The following is a 20,704-nucleotide window of genomic DNA, read 5'->3' on the forward strand; positions in this document are numbered from 1 at the left end:
TGTATTTATTGCTTTAACTTAGCTAAAAAGAGAAGGTTGTTGTCGTTCTCATTGACAGAGTTTAATAATCGGGTCACTTTCTCTTTTTGTTCGGGAGAGAGTTTGCCTGTTTTCATGCTTTTTTCAAGCCGGTCGCGGAGGTTTCCCGGATCTTGGTTCAGGATATAGTAACCGTTGCGGAAGTTGGGATAGGGAGGAAAATTGCCGTCAAAACTGGTCAAAGGCAGTTCTTCATTCCCTAAGAAATCATTGACAAGATGCATATAAGCTCCTTTCCCGGTTGCTTTGTCGATTATGAAATGTTTGTGATTGGTAGAAATGAACATTTCGTCTGATATTTGTACACTTTGGGAGGCTGTCCCCAAGAAATGGTGGGGTAACTCGAAATAGTCGTGATCCGGGATCGGATTGGTAGTCGTGAAGGTCATGGTGAAATGAGGAATCAGCACGTTATGATGGAAATCATAATGATAGAGTGTGTCTTTCCGTGTCGGCAGGCTGTATTTGAGCATGCAATCGTATATGCCGTCCATGTTGCAGCCGGCATATACTTCCGAATTATAATCGTAGGCTGTGAGCGACCCCGCTTCTATGTAATCCTTCCGTTCCCCTTTCAAATCTTGTGTCCAGGCAACGGCCGGTATATGGGGGAAAGGTAATGCGAATACGGCTATCAGAGAATCCTTTGCGTTGATCCATAATTTGCCTTTCGGAATATTCAGGCAAAGCGGAATAGAGGGCAGCACATTCCCTTGCAGGTCGTAAACCAGTAGTTGGCCGACGGTCCAGGGAAGCAGATAGATCCGGTTGTTGGCTTCGTCGATTTGGGCATCGTAAATCGTCCGGTATTCGCCTGGCCCTTGTCCCTTTGCACCGATGGTTGTCAGGAACTTCCCTTTCCGGTCAAACAGCTTGGCTGGCTGCGCGTCCGAGGGCCAGACCAACATATAATTGTCGGATAGGACTACTTGATGTTCTCCCATCAGCGCTTCCTCCCGGTTATCGAAATGGATAATCTCCAGGTTTTCAGCTAACAGACTGAGGGGAATTTGAAGGGTGTCGTTCAACAGTTTTTGATCGCACACCGTTAAGGGATACCCGGCAATGGTTTCTGTTTGAATCACGACCGGACATTCGTCCAGAGTTTTGATGTTTACGCTGCTGCAACCGGTCCAGATGAAGCAGCATACAATGTTTATCAGGGCAAGGAGTCTATTCATATTTCTTTATTTCTTTTTTATTTGACTACGATCATCACATTCTGTTTCTCATCCACGCTATCTAAAAATGCTTTCAATTCTTTCTGTTTGGATGATCCAGTCAGCTTAATCTTGGTTTTCAATTCTTTGGCAGGGCGGATCATATAGAGATAACCGCTCGTCTGGCCGTCCGGCCAGAAAGGGAGTCCGCCGTCGAGGTCATTTGTCAGCCCTTGGGTTTTAACGGGCAAAGCGAAAGTCTGTCCGGAAGATTTCAGATAAACGATTTGACGTTCCTCCGATGGCATGTCGGGTTCACGATTAGCATCCAGCCAGCCGCTCTGTGTGCTTTTGCCTTCTTTATATGTCCGGACGAAGAGGGCTTTTGCGTTCTCCTCGAGTGCGGTCATCCAGGCTTTGTTTTTCCGGTCTTTTCCTTGGATGTTTTCGATTGCGGTCAGGCGTAGTTTTCCGAAATCGGTCACGTATGCCGGATAATAGGTCTGCTCGTCCCGGATCCGGTAGATGGTGTCGCAGAAAGACAAGCGGAAAGTTATTTGATCGCCATGCCGGTATATCTTGTCGAAGAAGGGAGGTTGGAACAAGTATTGTCCCCTTTGGGTAGTGGGATCTATGCCGGCCGTGAACGTGCAAATAGTATCTCCGTTCAGATGAAAGAGCGTGATGCCTTCGTCTATACCATCTTTGTTTTCTTTTTGGGTTGCGTATTTGTCAGGAGATAAATAGCGGATGAGAGATGATTTCGGAGGAAAGAAATAGCGATTGGGCAGCGAATCCGGATACAGGTAGTAAACTCTTGCCAGAACGGAGTCCAATGGAGGAAGTTCTGCGATATACTCTTCTCCGTAACCGGTTTCCTGGTTGATCCGTTTCAGATGAGCATACAGGCGGGTAGTGACTGTATCAAAACTGATTTTGGAGCCGGGTACATTGATCCAGTTACCATATGTCGTTTTCAGCCCTACCCGTTTTCGCTTCATCCCTTTGCGGTAGAGGTATAGCTTGGGTTGGTTCAGGGCGATGAATCCTTCATTTGTCGCAACCACGTCCGTGATCGGATATTTGTCGTCTCCGACCATGAAATACTCGATGGATGAGGCTACTTTGCTCAAGTTGACCGGGACGGAATCTGCAAGTGCTTTTTCAATATCGATACGGCCGGGCGTGACGGATTTGTCATAATGTGCTGTGTATTGCGGCGGAAGCGGTTGGTGAGCCTCGACCTCGGTGATCGTTCCTTTCGTTTCGGATGCTTTTTGTTGCTTACATCCTGTTGCCGACAGGAGTGCCGGTAACAGGATCAAAAATAACCGTTTGTTCATGGTGCTTATGGTTTTAATTTGGCGATCATGACGTAGTTGTTGTCGTTCTCATCGATAGAAGCTTGCAGGTCGGTCAGCTTCTTGCGCATATCGTCACTGATTTCTTGGTTCTTCAACGCGTTCTCGATGTCGGTCAGGAGGTTGCCGGGTTCGATGTTCCGGGTGTAATATCCATTGGAGAATGCGTAGCTGGGATAGCCGATTTCCAAATTGCCGAAATAGTCGTTATAGAGTTTGAAGAATGAACCTTTCCCGGTCTTTTTGTCCACGATGTAATGGTAAGTTTGGCCGTTGGTCCATGCTCCGGGAGCGACTTCGATCGGTGGTTCTGAAAAATCTCCAATGAAATGGTGAGGCCATTCTCCGTATCCGTGCCAGGGGATTTTATCCGTATTGGGAAAGTTTAGTGTGAATGTCGGGATCAAACGGCTATTGTCATCGTCATATTGGTAGAGCGAATCGACACGTGTCGGCATTATACATAAAATATTGACATCGAACGTGCCGGGAAGATTGAATCCGGCTGTCACTTCATTACTGAAATCTTGAGGTGCTTCCAAATGTCCTGGTTCTATGCAACTGATCCTGTTTCCTTTCAAATCCTGTATCCAAGCTACGGCCGGATAACCCTTGAAAGGCAGTACGACTACCGAAACTTTGTCTTCGGGAAGATCGACACTGAATTTCGCTTTCGGGCAGCGCAGGCAAAGCGGGATCGGGTCTAAGACTTTTCCTTGCAAGTCGTACACTAACAATTGCGAAGCATTCCAAGGCAAGATGTAGATGCGGTTGTTTGCTTCGTCCAGTTTGGCATCATATACCATTTGGTATTCGCCAGGACCTTGTCCGATCGCACCGATATTGGTCAGGAAATTCCCTTTACGGTCGAATAGCTTGAAGGGGTTTGGCTGGCGGCCATGCATCAAAATATAATTATCTGAAATCGTCATCCCGGTTTGTCCGACTAACGCCTCGTCTCGGTTATCCAATTTTACGATTTCCAGTTCTTCCGCAAAGAAACTGAGCGGTATGCGTACGGTATCGGCCAGTAGTTTCTGGTCGCACGACATGACTTTGTCAGTTCCTACCTGTACATATTGACCTACTATCGGGCTGTTGGCCAAAGGATCGTTAGCTTGTGCGGATTGATTTGTGCCCCCCGTTCCGCAGGATGTCGCTATTGTAGTGATAAGCAAACCTCCTAAAAGTTTCGTTGTCTTGTTCATAATCTCCGGATTAATTGTTTGTATTTTATTTGTATTAGATAGTTTGATACAAATAAAGTAATTTAATTTGTTAAAAACAAGTTTATTACTATTTATTCGTAAATAAACGCCCGATTCGTATTCTCTTTGCTTTTTTGTGGGTTTATCGTAATTAATGTACCTTTGCTCCATGTACAGTCGCAGGTTATATGCTAAGATTGTAGGGAGCGTAGTATTGATCGTACTTTTATCCCTGATTGGCTCCTGGTTGTTAATAACACAGTTGTCATTCACTTTATCCTTTGTGTGCCTGTTTCTTATCCTGTTGATAACTCTGTTTATAATCCGGTCGACAACTCACTTTAATTATAAATTGTCCGTCTTTTTCGAGGCGATGCGGAATGAGGATACGACACAGCATTTCCCTGCTAATCCGGATGATCCCTTTATGAATGCTTTATACGCTGATATGAATCATATTCTCCGGCAATTAGGGGATAAACAGATTGAGGTAGAGGAAAAGAGCCTTTATTATGAGAGCATTCTCCGAGTGATGACACACGAAATTCGTAACTCTATCACCCCGATCGCTTCTCTTTCGGCAGACCTGTTAAAACATCTGGATCCCGTTCCCATATCCCGGCAACGCGAAGGACTTGAAGTTATCAATAGTCAGGCAAAGAATTTGACCGCTTTTCTTGATTCCTATCATCGTTTGACGCATTTGCCGGAACCGGAATATAAGATGGTTACGATACAGGCGTTATTTACTAAGTTGGAACGGTTGCTGCAGGCCGAACCGGGAAGTGAACGGATCGTTTACTCCGGTGGTAAGGCGGGTAAATCGACAGATAAGGAACTTCAAATATATGGCGATGTAAATCTGGTTACTCTTGCATTGATCAATTTGATCCGGAACGCATTGCAGGCAGTAGAGGGGCAAAAGGATGGAATTGTCAGGGTCGATGCATATGCCGGAGCAACCGGGCGTCTCTTTATAACAATAACAGACAACGGTCCGGGGATTCCTCCCGAACGGTTGTCTGCTGTCTTTACTCCTTTCTATTCCACCAAATCCGGTGGTAGCGGTATCGGCCTTCCTATTTCCCAGCGTATCATGCAACTGCATGGTGGCCAACTTTCTGTCTTGTCCATTCAGAATGTCCGGACTACATTTAAGATGGAGTTTTAATATCCCAACTCGAAATCCTGGTCTACGGCAGGGACACCTTCACTCATCCATTTAGGCATGGGGGCACCTTGCAGGTAGTGCTGGAAGAACTGGAACATGCGTTTCTGGAAATCGATGCGGTTTGCTATACGCGTCGGCCAGTGGGGTTCACCTGTGTAGTTGAGCAACCAGGTCGGTTTTTGGAGGCGCTTGAGGGCGATAAAGTATTCGATACCCTGGTACCAAGGCACATGTCCGTCTGCATCGTTGTGCATGATCAGGATCGGGGTAGTCACCTTGTCCATATTGAACAGGGGAGAGTTTTCGATGTATTGCAGGGGCATTTCCCAAATGTTCCCCCCGATACGGCTTTGCCCGTGTTCATATTGCATGGAACGGTTTAGTCCTGATCCCCAACGGATTCCCCCGTAAGCACTCAGCATATTGACTACCGGAGCACCCGATTCGATTGCGGCAAAGAGATGGGTGCGGGTTGCTAAATAAGCAACCTGGTAACCTCCCCAGCTATGGCCTTGTGCACCGATCGCTTTTTCATTGACATATCCTTTCGCAATCAGAGAAGTGATCCCCGGCATTACACAATTGTAGCAGCTTTCACCCGGATAACCGTCTGTAAAACGCACATCGGGGTTGAAAATGACAAAGCCGTGGCTCAGATAGAACGGATAGTCGATCGTGGAGCGTCCGGGACTGGGCATATGGTAGTTGTACAGTGTATTGGCATTGCGTTCATAGAAATTCACGATTACCGGATATTTTCTGTTTGGATCGAAATTCGCCGGTTTATAGATGACACCTTCCAATGGCCGTCCGTCCAGAGATATCCAGGTGGTGAGTTCGGCTGTTCCCCAGATGATCGAATCTTGTTGGCGGATACCATCCGTCAGCCGGATGGACTTTTTGAAACTGAGGTCGGACAGTTGGATATCCGGATATTGTTCATATGTTTCCTGCGTGTAGATTACGGCATCTGCGTCTTTGGCTTTCGACAGAGCGGCCAGTTTGAAGTCGCCGGCCAGCAATGCTTTGGGGGCAGCCGGTTTGTTCAGACGTGCGGTATAATATCCGAAACCTTTGGTGACTTCGTTGAAACCGTTGAGATACTGGGGAGTATTCAGGTTGTACGATCTTTTTTCCCGGTCTAGTTGAATCAGTGAATAGGTGATTTTCTCTTTCCGACCGTTTACAGTCAGATTGACGGGGGAAGAGGAGGCTGTCGGACTGAATTCCCATATATCGTAGCGGTCCTGTATCAGGATGGCCTGGTCGTCGTCCGTCCAACCTGCGACTCCGTATGGGGAAGGATAGTCCGGGACGTCGTTATCCTCATTCCAGGCGATGAATGTCTCCGGTGTAGTCAGGCGGTATTCTTTCCCGTCGGTCATGGAACGGGTGTACCAGGAGCTGTCTTGCTCCTGATACCAGTATGCATATTTCCCTTTCGGGGAGAAACGCATGTAAGAAGGGCTCTTTTCTTTGATTTGCCGCCGTTCTCCGGTTTCCAGATCGACCGTATAAATGTCATAAAAGTTTTTGGCCGTCCACATGCTTTGTGTGCCGTATGGTTTTGAAGTCGAAAGAAGTGCCAGTGGTGCATTTCCTTCATCGGCTGTTTGCAGTGAGGGGAGTTCTTCGGTTGCTAGTTGGAAAAGATGTTTGGAACCGATGTTGTAAACCGCCGTATAAGACCGCTTCAAGTCGGACGCCTTGTTGAAAGACTGTTGTGTGTATTGTACCTTTTCGTCCCAACTCCACACTTGTACGTCCGGTCGGTTTTCTGCTAGTACAGTCGTGTCTTTCTGTCGAGGCTCCGGGGCGGTGCCGAAGAACAGGCGATTTGCGTCTGTGGAGAAATGGAGAGTCCCGCTTTCACTTATTATCCACGATGTAGGGAAGGCTTTGTCTCCCCGTTTCGCGATCAGTTTGCCAGGGGTATTGTCCTCTGCCAGATACAGGCTGCTTCGGGTTGAGGCGGAGTCTTTGTTTGCGCAGAACAGATAGGCAATTTTGCTGCCATTTTCATTGAATGCAATCTTTTTGAAGACTCCTCTTCCGGTGGATATCCGGCTGTTCCCTTTCTCTGGAATATAGGTGTATAAGACAGAATCGGATACGACATATAGTACATTCCCCTTTTTGGCAAATCCGAAATCACTTACAGACGGAAACGAATCTTTTTGCATCCCGTCGAGCGAACGGATGTAAAGAGTGGAGTCTTTTTTACTTCCGCGTTGATAAGCCAGCCAATCAGCCGTTTCTGAAAGTTTGTATGTTTTGAGTGAGTCTACCGTTTCTTCTCCGCCTGTCAGTCGGGAGATGACAAGGCTGTTCATCGGCATTTTATCCTTGTCGGTTTTCTTTAGCTTCTCAGCTTCTACCATTTCCAAGGAAGGAACTTTTGTTACCAACAGATATTGGGATGAAGCGCTGAACTGTGCTGTTGAAGCAGGCTTGAAAGCCGCTTTCTCTTCTCCTTTGCCGTTATATAACTGAATGGAGGCGTCTCCTCGCCAAGGTTCCATTTTGCAGAAGACCCATTTACCGTCATTGGAAATACGTTGTTCGGATATGTGTTCCCAGCCGACCATTTCTTCGAATGTCATCGCTCTCTCTTCTTGGGCTCGCACTGACAACCCGGAAGCCAATAATAAAAGGCTTATGAAATGTATGGAGTAATTCATTTATTTATAAGAATTGTTTTAGTATGCAATATTACTCTTTTTTATTAAAAGGAAAAAGTATCTTTGCTACCTTCAAAAATTATTGGCGATAAAGTTTGTTATGAGAGATCGGAATCTTGATATCTATAGAGGAGGAATAATGATTTATATCACTTGTTTCTGTCACTTAATGTGGTGGGAAGGAGTTAATGTCAGTATATTCGAAAGGGGCTGGGTTTCCGGTATCTTTTTTGCGATGGTGACGGTGTTTTATCTTGTCGGAGCTTCTTATTCATTATCGTCGAAAAAAACGTATTGGGAATATGTGAAAGGTAGGGTAAAGAGAGTGGTAATTCCATACTGGAAATATGCATTATGTTGTTTACCTGCTGTTTTGTATATTTATTGGAAACATGGACTTATAATATCTCTGGATGGTGTGGTGTCTTATGTGTTTTTCAATCCTCCTGTAGAAAATCGGATTTTCGATCATATATGGTTTATATCCCCTTATATATTGATTAGTCTTTGTCTTCCTTTTTGTGCCAGTTTTATTCGTCGATATAAGCCACCTTTTGTTTTTTGGGGTATCGTTCTGATTTTATCGCAGTTGTTTAAGTCTTATTATCCGGATTTGCTTCAAACTGTGGTTATTTATTTGTTTTTTACGATATGGGGACTATATTATACAAAGAGATTGGGATGGCAAAATGTGGTTTGTGTAGTAGTCGCTGTAGGCTATGTTGTTTATGCTTTTGGAATAGAAAAGAGACCTTTTGATTTGCAAGCGAATAAGTTTCCACCTAACCTGCTGTTTCTCGCTTACGGTTTGACAATCTTGGGAATAGGGGGATCTTATATGAAAAAAGGGCTTGTTCTTTTATATGATAAATTTAGAATAGTGCGTTATTATATAGATATATACTCGAAAGAAGGATATGAGATCTATTTGGTTCATGCATTTTCAACGCTATTGTTAGGAGGATTTAAGCGAGCTTTGGGGCTGAATCAGATTATAGCAGAACATCTTTCCCTGCAATTGATTTATATTGTAATCGGCTTTTTGTTCTTGTTGAACGTCAATATATATATTCTGAGGTTATATAATTATATATGGTCGTTAATTGATAGGATATTTAGAACTGTATTCCCTACTTGGAAATTATAAATCTTTGACCAGCCGGAAACCATTATTGAAATGTTTGCTGTTTGGGAAGATATAATAGCGGCAGGTCGGGCGGCAGATTGCACGTTCGTTGAACCAGGTACCGCCACGGACGGCAACATATTCTTTGCCGTCTTTTATTTGGGTATCACTGCACCATTCCCATACATTACCGCTCATATCGTACAACCCTAATTCGTTAGGCTTTAATGTCCCTACTCGGTGTGGCTTACCGCCTGAGTTTCCGGCATACCAACCCAAGCTGTCCAGTTCCATACCGCCGCTATAGAGATGGTCACGGTTCCCATAGTTGCCGCCTCGTGCGGCAAATTCCCATTCTGCTTCGGTCGGCAGGCGGCCTCCGGCCCATTTGCAATATTCCTGTGCACCGTACCAGGTGACATAGATTGCCGGATGAGCCTCGTAACCCGGCACTGGCTTTCCGTTTTGGATGCCCCAGTTGCAGGGGTAATACAAAGGTGGGGCATTTTTTAGCTTTTCAGGACTAAGTGTCGAGAGAAAGGCGGCAAACTGGTAGTTTGTTATCTCGTACCGACTGATTAGGAAACTGTCTACTTTGACTTTGTGAGGTGGGTTGTTGTCTTCTTTATAGGTAGACCCCATTTCGAAACTTCCACCATTGACGGTTATCATTTCCGGTTCTTCGTTCAGTTTCAGCCATTTTCTGAATTGCAGGTCTTCCATTTTCTTCACCGCAGCTTCGTATTCGTGTGCTCGGATGTCACTTGCCATGAATTTCTGAAGATAATGGATCGCAATGTTGTAAGCTTCCACATCTTTGAATGGGAGCAAGCGTTCGGACATGGAGGCCAGTGCCATGTAGCCGTCCGTCCGTGTAGAGTCGAGTTGCACTGCTTGTACATAGAGTTTATAGGCTTCTTCCGCATAGCTGTGCATTTCCTTTTCTTTGCGGCTTGTCAGGCGTAGCAGGTCGTCTGCCTCCCGAATGTTGCTGTCGGCATACGGGTTGATCTGGTTGCTGATCAAACGGGTGAATTTGGTTTTCTTCATCTCGACAGGGATGAGACGATAAAGGGCTTTCAGCGAGTCAGGCGAAAGATCTTTCATGACACGTGTCAGCAAGAACTGCCCGGCATATTGGTCCATATGGTTCTGGATAAACTTGGAACGGATGGAGTCACGTATGGCTGTGATTCTATCCCTTTCCACCTCTACGTCTAATTTGTAAGTGCCCGGAACGATGTGACTGTTATACACCATACCATCTGTTTTCCGGTTATGCAAGCGATTGGCTATGTGGTTCAGGCTGTCGATCTGTTGTGTAAACGACTGTGTCCGGTTCAGATAAGCGGCATATTGCATTTGGGTTTGAGCTCCTTCGAAATGCAAGCCGTTTGGAAAATCATGGATGCTTCCTTCGACAACGATTTTTCCTGTGTCTACCAGCAAGTCGCAGTAATAGAATTCATCTTTGATGGTCGTGCAAAGCCAAAGATGCTGCGGTATGTCGAACAACTCGCCCTTCATCTGCAATTTGCCGTCTTCGAGGCGCATCGCATTTATAATCCGCTGCGTGCTGAATTGTTTCAGGAAGAATACGGTCCCGTCTTTCACATCTCGAATCCGGGCCTGTATGAGGTAGGAGTTATCGGCATGTGACAACAGACTGATCCCTGAAAACAATAGAGCAAGCAACGTTCTATACATAGTAACAGTTCTTATTTATCCAATTCCTTCATGAGCATTTCCTTCATCTTATCCGGTCCCATGAATCCGACTTGGAAATGGGTAGGCGTACCGTCTTTGGAGATGATCATGTAAGAAGGAACGCCCTGCACGCCGAATTTATTGCAGATATATGTCCATTGTGCATCTGTCATCCGGTAATGTTCGCCTTTGATATCCGGTATCATCTGTTCCCAAGTGCCTTTCGGGGAGTTTTCGCCTGCCAGGTAGAGGAAGACGATATCCTTGCCTACGAAATCTTTCTTGACCGGTTCGGACGCTCTCATCGCGGCTTTGCACGGGCCGCACCAGGTCGCCCAGAAATCGACAAACACGACTTTGCCCCGGTAAGGCGTGGTGATGGCGTTGAACAGCTCCTCGGCCGGGATGTCGGCAATGTTCACGCGGTTGACGGTGTAGCCGGATTTCTTTTTGTTTTCTTCGATTGTTTGCTTGAGCTTGTCGTTCATGTCAAGCAGGGCGGAACGGATCTCGGGTACCGTTTGTTCGGCCAGTTGCAACTCTTTTTCATCCAATGGTTTAAACTCTTTGATAGAGGCGGCAAGGCGGCGTCCGGCGAGCATGTCGAATAGGATACCTTTGTCTGTACCCATGACTTTGGCAATATCGGCTGTGTTGTCGGGTACCTTCTCCTCTTCCGTGGCCTGTTTTTCTCCCCTGAAATTCGTGTAGCGGAGTGCGTCCAATAGGTAAGCGTACGAGTTGCTGTATAACTCCAATGGGCTGTTCGAGATGTATTGCGGAATAAAATCGTAATAGTCGAACGTCGGGATCGGCTTGACATAATCGACAAGAACCGAGTCGCGTGGAATCTTATTTACACTCCGGTAGGCGTATTCAATCATGGACGGTGACATCGCTTGCTGGACAAAACTAAGTTTGAGATCTTGGAGCAAGAGTGTACGGTAAGCCTCACTCAGTCCTGTTTGTCCGTCTAGTTTCGCTTTGGCCTCTTGATAGCGTTTTAGCCAGTAATCCTTAAACTCATCTAAGTTCATGCTGGCAACATCGGACATCATTTTTATGTATTCCTCCTGGCTTTGCGGCGAGAGGGAAGTAGGGGCCGCCGGACGGTTGTTCACCTCGTTGTTGAGGGCGGCAAATGCTCCTGTGAAGAAATATTTTTCACCCAAAGAGGGTTTATCCTTTTGCTTTTTGGATTGTTGACGACAAATTTCCGGAAAGTTGATTTCAACGGAGGTCATCTCACCGGGTTTCAGATACACTCGGCAGTTGATGAAACCGGTCGCTAAATGAATCCAGCTTGCGTGCAATAGGGGGATTTCTTGGGTGAATGTACCGTCGGGCTGGATTTTGAAATGCGATTCATCCACTCCGCCCGTCAGTGTGTTGTAAGACCAGCTTGTGCCGTCTAAGCCGAACACCGGCTTGTAGTCGGCTATTTTTCCTTTCAACGTGGCGATGCCGCTATTTAAGATGGGAGTTTCCAGTACCGGGGTTTCTGCCGGATTCTTTTTCCCTGCTAAAGAAGAGTTGGCTGGCGAGCCGTCCAGATGGATATTCCATATCTTGAAAGCCCCTTCTTCGTTCCCTTCGATAAAGTCAACGGTTTTCGTCCCTTTGGGTAATGGTGGGAATATCAGCCGAAAAGAGGCTTCTCCTGACTCAGGCATCCAGAACTTTTCGCTTAGGGTAATACCGTCGCCTGCCTTGATCGGATAGGTTTTGCCGTCGGCCCGTAAGGTTGTTTCTTTTACGACCTGAATCCAGTATTTCGGGCGAAAGTAAGCGTCGATATAAAAGACCGTCGCGGTGTCGCTCAGTGCGATTTTATCTATTTCCAGCGTTGTCGAGCTCCAAGCGTCGAAAGCCGGTTGTTCAACTATGCGTTCCTGTGCCTGCAACCCTGTGCAGCTTAAGAATAATAAACATGTAAGTAGAGTCTGTTTTATAACAAGTGTCTTCATAAGCAATTCGATTTATGATTAGTGCCGGCAATATACAAGTTTATTTGATTTGGAATCAAATAAGATACGATAATTCCGTAAGCCATAACATATCTTAATACGCTATGGCTTCTTCTTTCCCTTTTATAACATTTAAAACTTAGATCATGGTCTCCGTTACCACCTGCCCGTCGAACAGGTTGATGATGCGGGATGCGAATCCGGCATCATGCTGGCTGTGCGTCACCATGACGATCGTCGTCCCTTCCTTGTTCAGTTCGTTCAGCAAGTTCATTACCTCCTGCCCGTTTTTGCTGTCCAGATTACCGGTAGGCTCATCGGCAAGGATCAGTTTCGGGTTGGCCACTACGGCGCGGGCAATGGCGACACGCTGTTGCTGGCCGCCGGACAACTGCTGTGGGAAATGCTTTTCGCGGTGTACGATAGCCATTCGTTCCATCGCTTCCTGCACTTTCTTTTTCCGTTCGGCAGCCGAAACACCCATATAAAGCAGAGGAAGTTCTATATTTTCGTACACGTTCAATTCGTCGATCAGATTAAAACTCTGGAAGACGAAACCGATGATTCCTTTACGCAACTTCGTGCGCTGGGCCTCCGTATATTGAGACACTTCGATCCCGTTCAGGTAATATTCTCCGGTAGTCGGGTTGTCCAGCAATCCCAAGATGTTCAACAACGTGGATTTACCGCATCCGGAAGGTCCCATGATGGCGACGAACTCTCCTTCTTTGACCTCTATGCTTACTTTGTTTAGAGCCGACGTCTCCACTTCTTCCGTCCGGAAGATCTTTTCTAATGCAACTGTTTTAATCATATCATTCAATTGTTTTGTTTCTGAGTAATTGGGCAAAAGTCGTGCCATAGATATAAATGCTTATTATGTAGTGTGTTGCCGATTAGATGTAACCCTGTTGTGTGTGCATATCCGCACAAGTGGAGTTCGGATGCGCACGGTTTAGTTCCGGCTTCCGTATCTATTAACCTTTTCTTCCCTATTTATTAGCAGTTTCTTAAACGGATATAGATTGTCCGCTGAGTGGTGAACGATCATTCTCCGGCTGGCGGACAACTTGTGATTGTGGACGAAAGGGATAAGGATTAGGGAACTTTCGGTCAGTTTCTTTTGAACTTCCGGTCAAGCATTCCGATGTCTTTGTGCAAGAGGTGATGATAAATAGAGTATAATATACACTGTAATGGTAACATGAATGCCAATTTTTCGTATGTTTGCAGTATGTATAAAGAATCAGACGTATGAAAATGACAAATAACGCTCCTCTATATTGGTATGTTTTCTACAATGACCAACTTTTGCTGCAAAAGAAAGCCGGTGGCTATGCAATCCCTTTTATGAATGAAGCACCCGTGACTGTCACCTGCTCGCTTCCGGTCGAAATGCAGGACGGGACGATGGCGATGGCGGCCTTTACCGATGTACCTTTGGTTGAAACGGACGTTTACCTGCCGATGGGGCTCCGGTCCTCTTACGATCATCTCGACCGCTACTTTTATGACCAGGCAGGGAAGGCGTACGAGATTGTTTATTGGGATCAGCACAGCCGGTTTTGTCCTGTCTGCGGAACGCCGACGGAACTGAAAGGGCCGATCATGAAGAAGTGCCCGGATTGTGGGAACGAGATGTTTCCGGCAGTATCGCCCGCTATTCTTGTTTTGATCCGGAAAGGCGAGGAAATCCTGTTAGTACATGCACGTAACTTCCGGGGGACGTTTCATGGGCTTGTGGCCGGTTTCCTGGAAACGGGTGAGACCTTGGAGCAGTGCGTGGTACGTGAAGTGCGGGAGGAAACAGGTTTGACGATCCGTGACATCACTTACTTCGGCAATCAGCCTTGGCCTTATCCAAGCAACCTGATGATCGGTTTTATTGCCGATTATGTCAGTGGGGAGATCAAGTTGCAAGAGGAGGAATTGAGTTCCGGTTCGTTCTTCTCGAAAGACAACCTGCCGGAGATACCGCGTAAATTGAGCTTGGCGCGGAAGATGATCGACTGGTGGTTGGAGAGTTGAAAAATTAAAGAATGAAAAAATTAAAGAGTTAAAGAATTAAAGGGTTGAGGATTAAATCATAAATCACTTTTATTATGAAACAAACGACTTTGTTTATCTTTTGCTTGTTGGCGATGGTGCTCGGGGTAGAAAGCGCCGCTTCGCAGGTGACGCGTGCTGATTACGAGCGGGCCGACACGATCTTGAAATGTTCCAATCGGGTTTATTCTCCCGCTATCCATCCCGAATGGATAGACAGTTCTCACTATTTCTGGTATAAGAATCATGAGAAGGAGGGAGATTTTTACTATCTTGTCAATGCAGAGAGTGGAAAGAAGCAACGTGCTGCAGATAAGAAAGGATTGGCGGTTTTCTTCTCTAAAAAACAGAAAGGGCTGGCCGAGTCCTTGCTAAAGGAAGAGGAAAAGAAACCGGACCGTTGGCACCGTCATGGAGAAGCTCCGGTTCCTGTTGTCTCGCCTGATAAGAAATGGGAAGCTTATGTGAAAGATAACAATCTCTATATTTCTCCTGTCCGGGATGAGAAAGAGAAGGATAAGCCGAAAGAAGAGATTGCCCTGACGATGGATGGTACGACTAACTTGCGTTATGATGCTTGGTCGATCATCTGGTCACCCGACTCCCGGAAGCTGGCGACAGTGAAGGTGCGCGACGTGCAGGAACGTCGTATCCCGTTGATCGAATCCAGTCCGTCCAGCCAGAAGCAACCGATCCTGCAATGGCGCGATTATGCGAAGCCGGGCGATGTGTTGCCTGTTTATCTGCCTGTCCTTTTTGATGTGGAGGCACGGAGGCAGGTAGCGCTGGATGTCGCTCCTTACGAAAACCAGTATTATCTGAACCTGACAGGCTGGCGCAAGGACAGCCGTGCCTTTACGTTCGAGTTCAACCAGCGTGGCCATCAGCGTTATGTGATTGGCGAAGTGAATGCGGCCGACGGCTCTATCCGTCATCTGGTGGACGAGCAGACAAAGACTTTTATCTATTATTATAACAACTTTCGGTATGATCTGGATGATGGAAAAGAATTGCTTTGGATTTCCGAACGGGACGGATGGCGTCATCTTTACCTGATAGATGGTACGAGCGGGCAGGTGAAACGACAGGTGACAAAGGGTGAATGGGTGCTCCGTCAGGTCGATTATGTGGATGAAACGAACCGGGTTGTCTATTTCACCGCTTCGGGCTTTAATAAAGGCGAAGATCCTTATAACCTGCATTACTGCCGGATTAACTTGGATGGAACAGGCTTTACCGATATGACTCCTGAGAACGGGAACCACCGTGTGACTTTCTCTGCCGACCGTTCTTATTTTACCGATGTCTATTCTCGCCCCGACCTGCCGCCTGTCAGTCAGTTGAAGCGAACCTCGGATGCGTCTGTGGTGGCCGGATTACAGAGGTGCGATGTGAGTGTGTTGCAGGCGGAAGGCTGGCAAATGCCGGAAGTGTTCTGCGCGAAAGGCCGGGACGGGCAGACGGATATTTGGGGGAACATTTATCGCCCGATGCACTTTGATGCTTCCAAATCCTATCCGGTCGTAGAGTTTATTTATGCCGGTCCGCACGATTCGCATGTGGATAAGGATTTCAAACCGGCCCATCATCTGGTCTCCAAATTGGTAGAACTCGGCTTTATCGTCGTTTCGATCGACGGTATGGGGACGTCCAACCGCTCGAAAGCTTTCCATGATGTATGTTGGAAGAACCTGAAAGATGCCGGTTTCCTGGATCGTATCGCTTGGATGAAAGCGGCAGGTGCGAAATACAAGTATATGGATTTGAATCGTGTCGGCATCTATGGCTGGTCGGCCGGAGGTCAGAATGCGATGGCTGCTTTGCTGTTCCATAACGATTTTTATAAGGTTGCAGTCGCCCTTTGCGGTTGCCATGACAACCGGATGGATAAAATCTGGTGGAACGAACAGTGGATGGGCTATCCGATCGACGCCTCTTATAGTACCTCCTCCAATGTCGACAATGCTTATCGTCTGAAAGGCAAGTTGCTCCTGATCAACGGTGAACTGGATGATAACGTCGATCCGGCTTCCACCTTGCAGGTTGTTAGTGCCTTGATGAAAGCAAACAAGAATTTCGAACAGCTTTATCTACCGGGCAAGACGCACAGCCTCGGCGGTCCGTTCGAAATGCACAAAATGCACGATTTCTTCGTCAAGAACTTGTTAGGGCAGGAACCGCCGGAGTGGGAATAACCTAACGGTTCTCTATCTCGTCCAGCCAGATTTCCAGGCAAACCTGAGGAAATAGTTCCATTGTTTCCTGCACGGTGGTTGATGATTTCATCCGGTTGGCAATTTTATCAGCTGTATTGGGATAGGCTGTTTCAATCAGATCGTTCAGAATGAAAGAGAAGAAAGGTGGATTTCGCTTTAGATAGCGGTCCATTAGCAGGTAACAGGTAGCGGGAGAGGATGACAAGACTTGATTTTTCAAATCGGCATACTCTTCCGTTTCCATATATTGATAAGGTGTATTTCCCAATCCCATTTCATCGCATTTGGTGAGGAAAGAATTAAATTTTTCATTGAACAATTTTTTCTCTGTGCGGGAAGCCATCTTTACCCCTGTATTGATGCGGGTACGGAGGTCAGGTGTTACCTTGAAAACATCCGGTTCTGAGTAGTCTTCATTGCTGCATGCTCCTAACATGGCAATGATAAAGAGTGCTAACAACGTAGCTAATAGTTGTATTTTTGTCATAATCTGTTTCTGATTAATGTTTCTTGTATAACTATAAGACGTTATATGACACCGAATTGTTGCAAAATAATACGACTTTTTTTATAAAGTTCCTATTATGGATGTTTAGTTTGTCGGAGCAGAGGAGATTACGTGTGTCGTATCTTTTAACTGCAACGAGTCCTTGCGTAACAAAAGCGTATCCTGTCCGGCTAATTTCGGATGATCGGTTGCAAATTTTTTCTTTTTCTTGATGATATCGGGAGTGGGTAAATTGTTGTAATTCTTCCATGTCCCGTCTCTTTTAGCATTACGTTTGTGTATATGTGATTTACGGCTGGTCATCTCAGCCAGATCAAAGAACATGCCGCCGGGAACCGTGATCGGATTCCGTTTGACTTCATCGAGCATATATTGATAGACTGGTAGTATTTTTCCGGGAGGAGGAGCGTATAGCCAAAAGACACCTGGTGGGAGGTCTTTCAATGCTTTCTTGCGGTATGCCGAGTCCGTTTGTATGTATTCGGTAAAATCTTTGAGGATGGGTAACGGAGTTACTGGCGATATCTTCATGTTGGATGCCGGTTCATCCAAGTTTATAAAGGAACCTGATTGAATCGCTTTCATCGTCTCTGGATTCAGTTCCAGTTTTTCTTTTCCGGATAGAACATTCTGAAGCCAGACGGAATCCTTTTTTGTCCACTGCTGTGCAGATATATAATCGACACCTCTCAGACAAATCAACATCACTATAAATATTTGTTTGTGCATGTTATATTATTGCATCACCTCTTTTACTTTTAATTCTTCACCTTTCAGTGCACAGGATGAACCTGCTGCTAATGTAGTAAACAAAGCTAATAGAGTGCTCGTTTTCATAAAAGACATATTAATATAAATAATTTATAGAGCGAATATAAAACAACTTATGGTACTGTATGATATAATTAGTGTAATTTGTCTTATCAATTTAAAATGTTAATTGTTTTTGGGATGTGTTGACTTAATTAATTGTTGCTTTTCTTTTTTATTGTTCTAACCTTTCAATTATTCTGTTCATAATTTATTTTTGAGGGCGACCGGGAGAGTACTTGGACGACTGTTTTTGAGTAATGTATGAACATGATGTGATGTTTTTTGTGATTATTCGGTTTTAATAATTTCCGCCGGGTTGGTAGTAGCAGCTCTTTTAACCTGGCGGAAAATAGAGAGTAGTACGATTCCACTGGTGAAAAAGAAAACCAGCAGGAACAACCATGCAGGTAATGTGGTGTGATTGGCGTACGTTTCGAGCCAACGTTTCGTTACTAAGTAGCCGACCGGGAGAGCGAAAGCGTTGCCTAATGCCACTAACATGAAATACTCCCGGAAAAACAGTTGAAGGATGTGATAAAATGTCGCTCCGTTTACTTTACGGATAGCAATCTCTTTTCGGCGTTGTTCGGTGGCGAGACTCACCAGGGAGTAGATACCGAAAGTGGAGATCAGGATACAAACCAGAGAAAGGATACTAAAGATGGTAAAGATCACTTTCTCCGGGCGATTGAAAAGATCGACCAGATCGGATAATTCCGTAAACATTTTGTTCCGGTTGACATTGTCATTCTGAATATGTGATGTTATCTCACGAAGATGCTCCAGCACCTCCTTTTTATGCCCTTTTGCATAGCGGACATAAATAAGGTAAGGGCGCTCGACGTCTTTTACTGTTGGATTATCGTATGTGGTAAAGAATAGCGGTAATATGGGATATTGCATCGGAGCATAGAAATAGTCTTTTATGACACAGCAAACTTTGGCTTGGCTCGCCTGCCCTTTTATGTATATAGGCCGTTCAAGCAGATTCGTATATCCTAATGTTTGTAGGCAAGTTTCATTTACTATATAGCTATATGGATTTGCCGCCGTCGGCCAGTTGCCCGATATCGGTTGCAGTTTGAAAAACGAAAAGAAGTCTTTGTCGGCAACAACTACCGGGTTGTAACTATTTGGTTCAGATTCATTCGGATCGAAACAAAAGTGCGAGTAAAAAGAACCGTACCAATCCCCTTGTTCCGTAAAGACCGGAGCATTTCCACAGGTATATGTAACTCCTTCTATATATGGGTGATTGACCATTTCAGGTTTCAAGACACTAAGGTCTGTCTGATGAGCTGTACTGTATCCTAAATCGACTTGTATGACCCGTTCATAATCGATCCCTTTGTCTTTCGAAAGGATAAAATGTAACTGCCGAAACAACCCTAAAGAGATGATAAAGAATAGTGAACCGATAAATATCTGGACGACGATCAGGCTCTGTTTGAAAAGAGCAGGTTTCCGTATTTTATGCTCCAAAAGATTTCGTATCGGATAGTAACAGATAAAAAGGAAGATCAAGATACTGATTCCGGCGAGTGATAGCGTATTGCCGAAAAGTGAAGTTCGTGAAAGATGGCGACTGACGTTCTCGTAGATGCCGTATCGGTTCCATGCCGTATAGCTTTCATAGTAAGGATAGAGGCTTTCGATCAGACAGAAAGCGATTAAAAAGGCAATCATTAAGGGGAATGCCAGTTCGGTAAAACCTTTCATGACCATACTTGTGGTTGAGGCTCCAACACAAAGGTAAGTCCGGTTTTTTTGCTGCTTCCGTTGCTGTTGCCCTATAAAAAGAACAAGCTGATTGATTAAAGCGCTTAGGAAAGCCATTATTCCGGCTAAAGCCAGGATATGGATGTTACGGATGCGATCTGTCAATTCTGGGTGGCACCGGAGATGTACTTCGGAGGCTGTCAGCAAGTTTATTTTCCAGTTTTTTACTTGTTCGCGATCCCATTTATCTTCTGCATGGCTTTTATAGAGCGTTAGTTTGTTCCGTACATTTGTCATGTTTGTATTCTTTTGAAGTCGCACGTAGGTCGTCATGCGTTTGACATGATTGGGTTGGGGTATCCTGATTAACAAGAAGTCGAACAGCAAATCAGTATTATCCGGATAATCACGGATAACACCGGCTACCGAGGGACGGAGATTGTTATCCAATACGACTTCCTTGCCGATGCAGTTTGTTGTCCCGAACAGTTTGTGAGCTGTCCTTTTCGTTAAAATGACAGAACTGCCGTCGGGAACGATACCTTTGTGAGTTCCTTCGATAAAATCCGCCTGGAAAAGATTGAAAAAGGACTGCCCGCTTTCCATTCCATGCAGGTTAATTGCCTCGTTTCCCTGTTGCAGTGTAAAGCTGAGATGGTTGAATGAACAGGAGGCTTCGATTTCGGGGAGCAACTTGAACAATTCTTCCCGGTCATTAATATGTAATTGATCCAGATCGGCTTGTGTTCCGTTGGCACGCTTTACAAGTCCCTCCGTCGTTAGGCAGTAAAGTCGGTCTGCTTCCGGGTGGAAATTATCGAAATGTGTCTCCCACCATAACCAGTAACCTCCTAAAATGAAGGCTGTAAATCCTATGGCCAGGCCGATAATGCTGATAATTGATTGAGTTCGGTATTTTAGTAATTCCCGGAAAGTAACTTTGATATAGTGCGATAACATTGTCTGATTGTTTGTTATAAAA

Annotated in this window: 14 protein-coding genes; 4 read left to right on the forward strand and 10 right to left on the reverse strand. The window is 45.5% G+C overall.

Annotated elements, in window-relative coordinates:
* Window positions 1–5: 5 nt before the first annotated feature.
* From NQ564_RS17660 to NQ564_RS17670, 3 genes are read right to left on the reverse strand one after another with little or no spacing between them, the layout of a single operon-like run.
* Window positions 6–1,220 carry a 6-bladed beta-propeller gene (locus NQ564_RS17660; RefSeq protein ID WP_008152982.1) on the reverse strand — a complete coding sequence of 405 codons (1,215 nt, stop codon included), beginning with the start codon at window positions 1,218–1,220 and terminating at the stop codon, window positions 6–8.
* Between the two features lie 17 nt (window positions 1,221–1,237).
* A complete protein-coding gene (locus NQ564_RS17665; RefSeq protein WP_008152979.1) occupies window positions 1,238–2,542 on the reverse strand; it encodes a DUF4933 domain-containing protein in 1,305 nt (434 codons plus the stop codon).
* Between the two features lie 5 nt (window positions 2,543–2,547).
* Window positions 2,548–3,768 carry a 6-bladed beta-propeller gene (locus NQ564_RS17670; RefSeq protein ID WP_187368568.1) on the reverse strand — a complete coding sequence of 407 codons (1,221 nt, stop codon included), beginning with the start codon at window positions 3,766–3,768 and terminating at the stop codon, window positions 2,548–2,550.
* Between the two features lie 169 nt (window positions 3,769–3,937).
* On the opposite strand from NQ564_RS17670, the gene NQ564_RS17675 reads away from it, so the two are divergent.
* Window positions 3,938–4,939 carry a sensor histidine kinase gene (locus NQ564_RS17675; protein ID WP_008152976.1) on the forward strand — a complete coding sequence of 334 codons (1,002 nt, stop codon included), beginning with the start codon at window positions 3,938–3,940 and terminating at the stop codon, window positions 4,937–4,939.
* Here NQ564_RS17675 and NQ564_RS17680 read toward each other — a convergent pair.
* The gene (locus NQ564_RS17680) at window positions 4,936–7,620 is read right to left on the reverse strand and encodes a S9 family peptidase (protein ID WP_008152975.1); all 2,685 of its coding nucleotides are present in this window, start codon (window positions 7,618–7,620) and stop codon (window positions 4,936–4,938) included. The two genes, NQ564_RS17675 and NQ564_RS17680, sit on opposite strands and share 4 nt — an antisense overlap.
* A gap of 100 nt (window positions 7,621–7,720) precedes the next feature.
* Here NQ564_RS17680 and NQ564_RS17685 point away from each other — a divergent pair, with 100 nt between their 5' ends.
* A complete protein-coding gene (locus NQ564_RS17685; protein ID WP_039848368.1) occupies window positions 7,721–8,767 on the forward strand; it encodes an acyltransferase family protein in 1,047 nt (348 codons plus the stop codon).
* Here NQ564_RS17685 and NQ564_RS17690 read toward each other — a convergent pair.
* The 3 genes from NQ564_RS17690 to NQ564_RS17700 form a co-directional block, all read right to left on the reverse strand.
* Window positions 8,762–10,453: a formylglycine-generating enzyme family protein gene (locus NQ564_RS17690; protein WP_008152971.1), complete on the reverse strand. Its 1,692-nt coding sequence runs from the start codon at window positions 10,451–10,453 to the stop codon at window positions 8,762–8,764. The genes NQ564_RS17685 and NQ564_RS17690 overlap by 6 nt on opposite strands.
* 11 nt (window positions 10,454–10,464) lie before the next feature.
* Entirely contained in the window at window positions 10,465–12,420 is a 1,956-nt protein-coding gene (locus NQ564_RS17695) for a TlpA family protein disulfide reductase (protein ID WP_008152970.1), read from the reverse strand.
* Between the two features lie 139 nt (window positions 12,421–12,559).
* On the reverse strand, window positions 12,560–13,234 hold the full coding sequence (locus tag NQ564_RS17700; RefSeq protein ID WP_039848367.1) for an ABC transporter ATP-binding protein: 675 nt from the start codon (window positions 13,232–13,234) through the stop codon (window positions 12,560–12,562).
* A gap of 440 nt (window positions 13,235–13,674) precedes the next feature.
* Here NQ564_RS17700 and nudC point away from each other — a divergent pair, with 440 nt between their 5' ends.
* Window positions 13,675–14,448 (forward strand): NAD(+) diphosphatase, encoded by a 774-nt coding sequence (gene nudC, locus NQ564_RS17705; protein WP_008152966.1) that lies wholly within the window; start codon window positions 13,675–13,677, stop codon window positions 14,446–14,448.
* Between the two features lie 74 nt (window positions 14,449–14,522).
* Window positions 14,523–16,661 carry a S9 family peptidase gene (locus NQ564_RS17710; RefSeq protein WP_008152964.1) on the forward strand — a complete coding sequence of 713 codons (2,139 nt, stop codon included), beginning with the start codon at window positions 14,523–14,525 and terminating at the stop codon, window positions 16,659–16,661.
* Between the two features lies 1 nt (window position 16,662).
* Here NQ564_RS17710 and NQ564_RS17715 read toward each other — a convergent pair whose 3' ends face one another.
* The 3 genes from NQ564_RS17715 to NQ564_RS17725 all read right to left on the reverse strand — a co-directional run bounded on the left by NQ564_RS17715 (window position 16,663) and on the right by NQ564_RS17725 (window position 20,682).
* Window positions 16,663–17,169: a hypothetical protein gene (locus NQ564_RS17715; protein ID WP_008152961.1), complete on the reverse strand. Its 507-nt coding sequence runs from the start codon at window positions 17,167–17,169 to the stop codon at window positions 16,663–16,665.
* A gap of 105 nt (window positions 17,170–17,274) precedes the next feature.
* Window positions 17,275–17,919 (reverse strand): DUF4858 domain-containing protein, encoded by a 645-nt coding sequence (locus NQ564_RS17720; RefSeq protein ID WP_008152959.1) that lies wholly within the window; start codon window positions 17,917–17,919, stop codon window positions 17,275–17,277.
* 372 nt (window positions 17,920–18,291) lie between these two features.
* Complete coding sequence (locus tag NQ564_RS17725) at window positions 18,292–20,682, reverse strand: FtsX-like permease family protein (RefSeq protein ID WP_008152957.1); 2,391 nt, start codon at window positions 20,680–20,682, stop codon at window positions 18,292–18,294.
* Window positions 20,683–20,704: the final 22 nt, after the last annotated feature.

It is taken from the genome of Parabacteroides johnsonii DSM 18315 (genome assembly GCF_025151045.1).
Lineage (GTDB): Bacteria > Bacteroidota > Bacteroidia > Bacteroidales > Tannerellaceae > Parabacteroides > Parabacteroides johnsonii.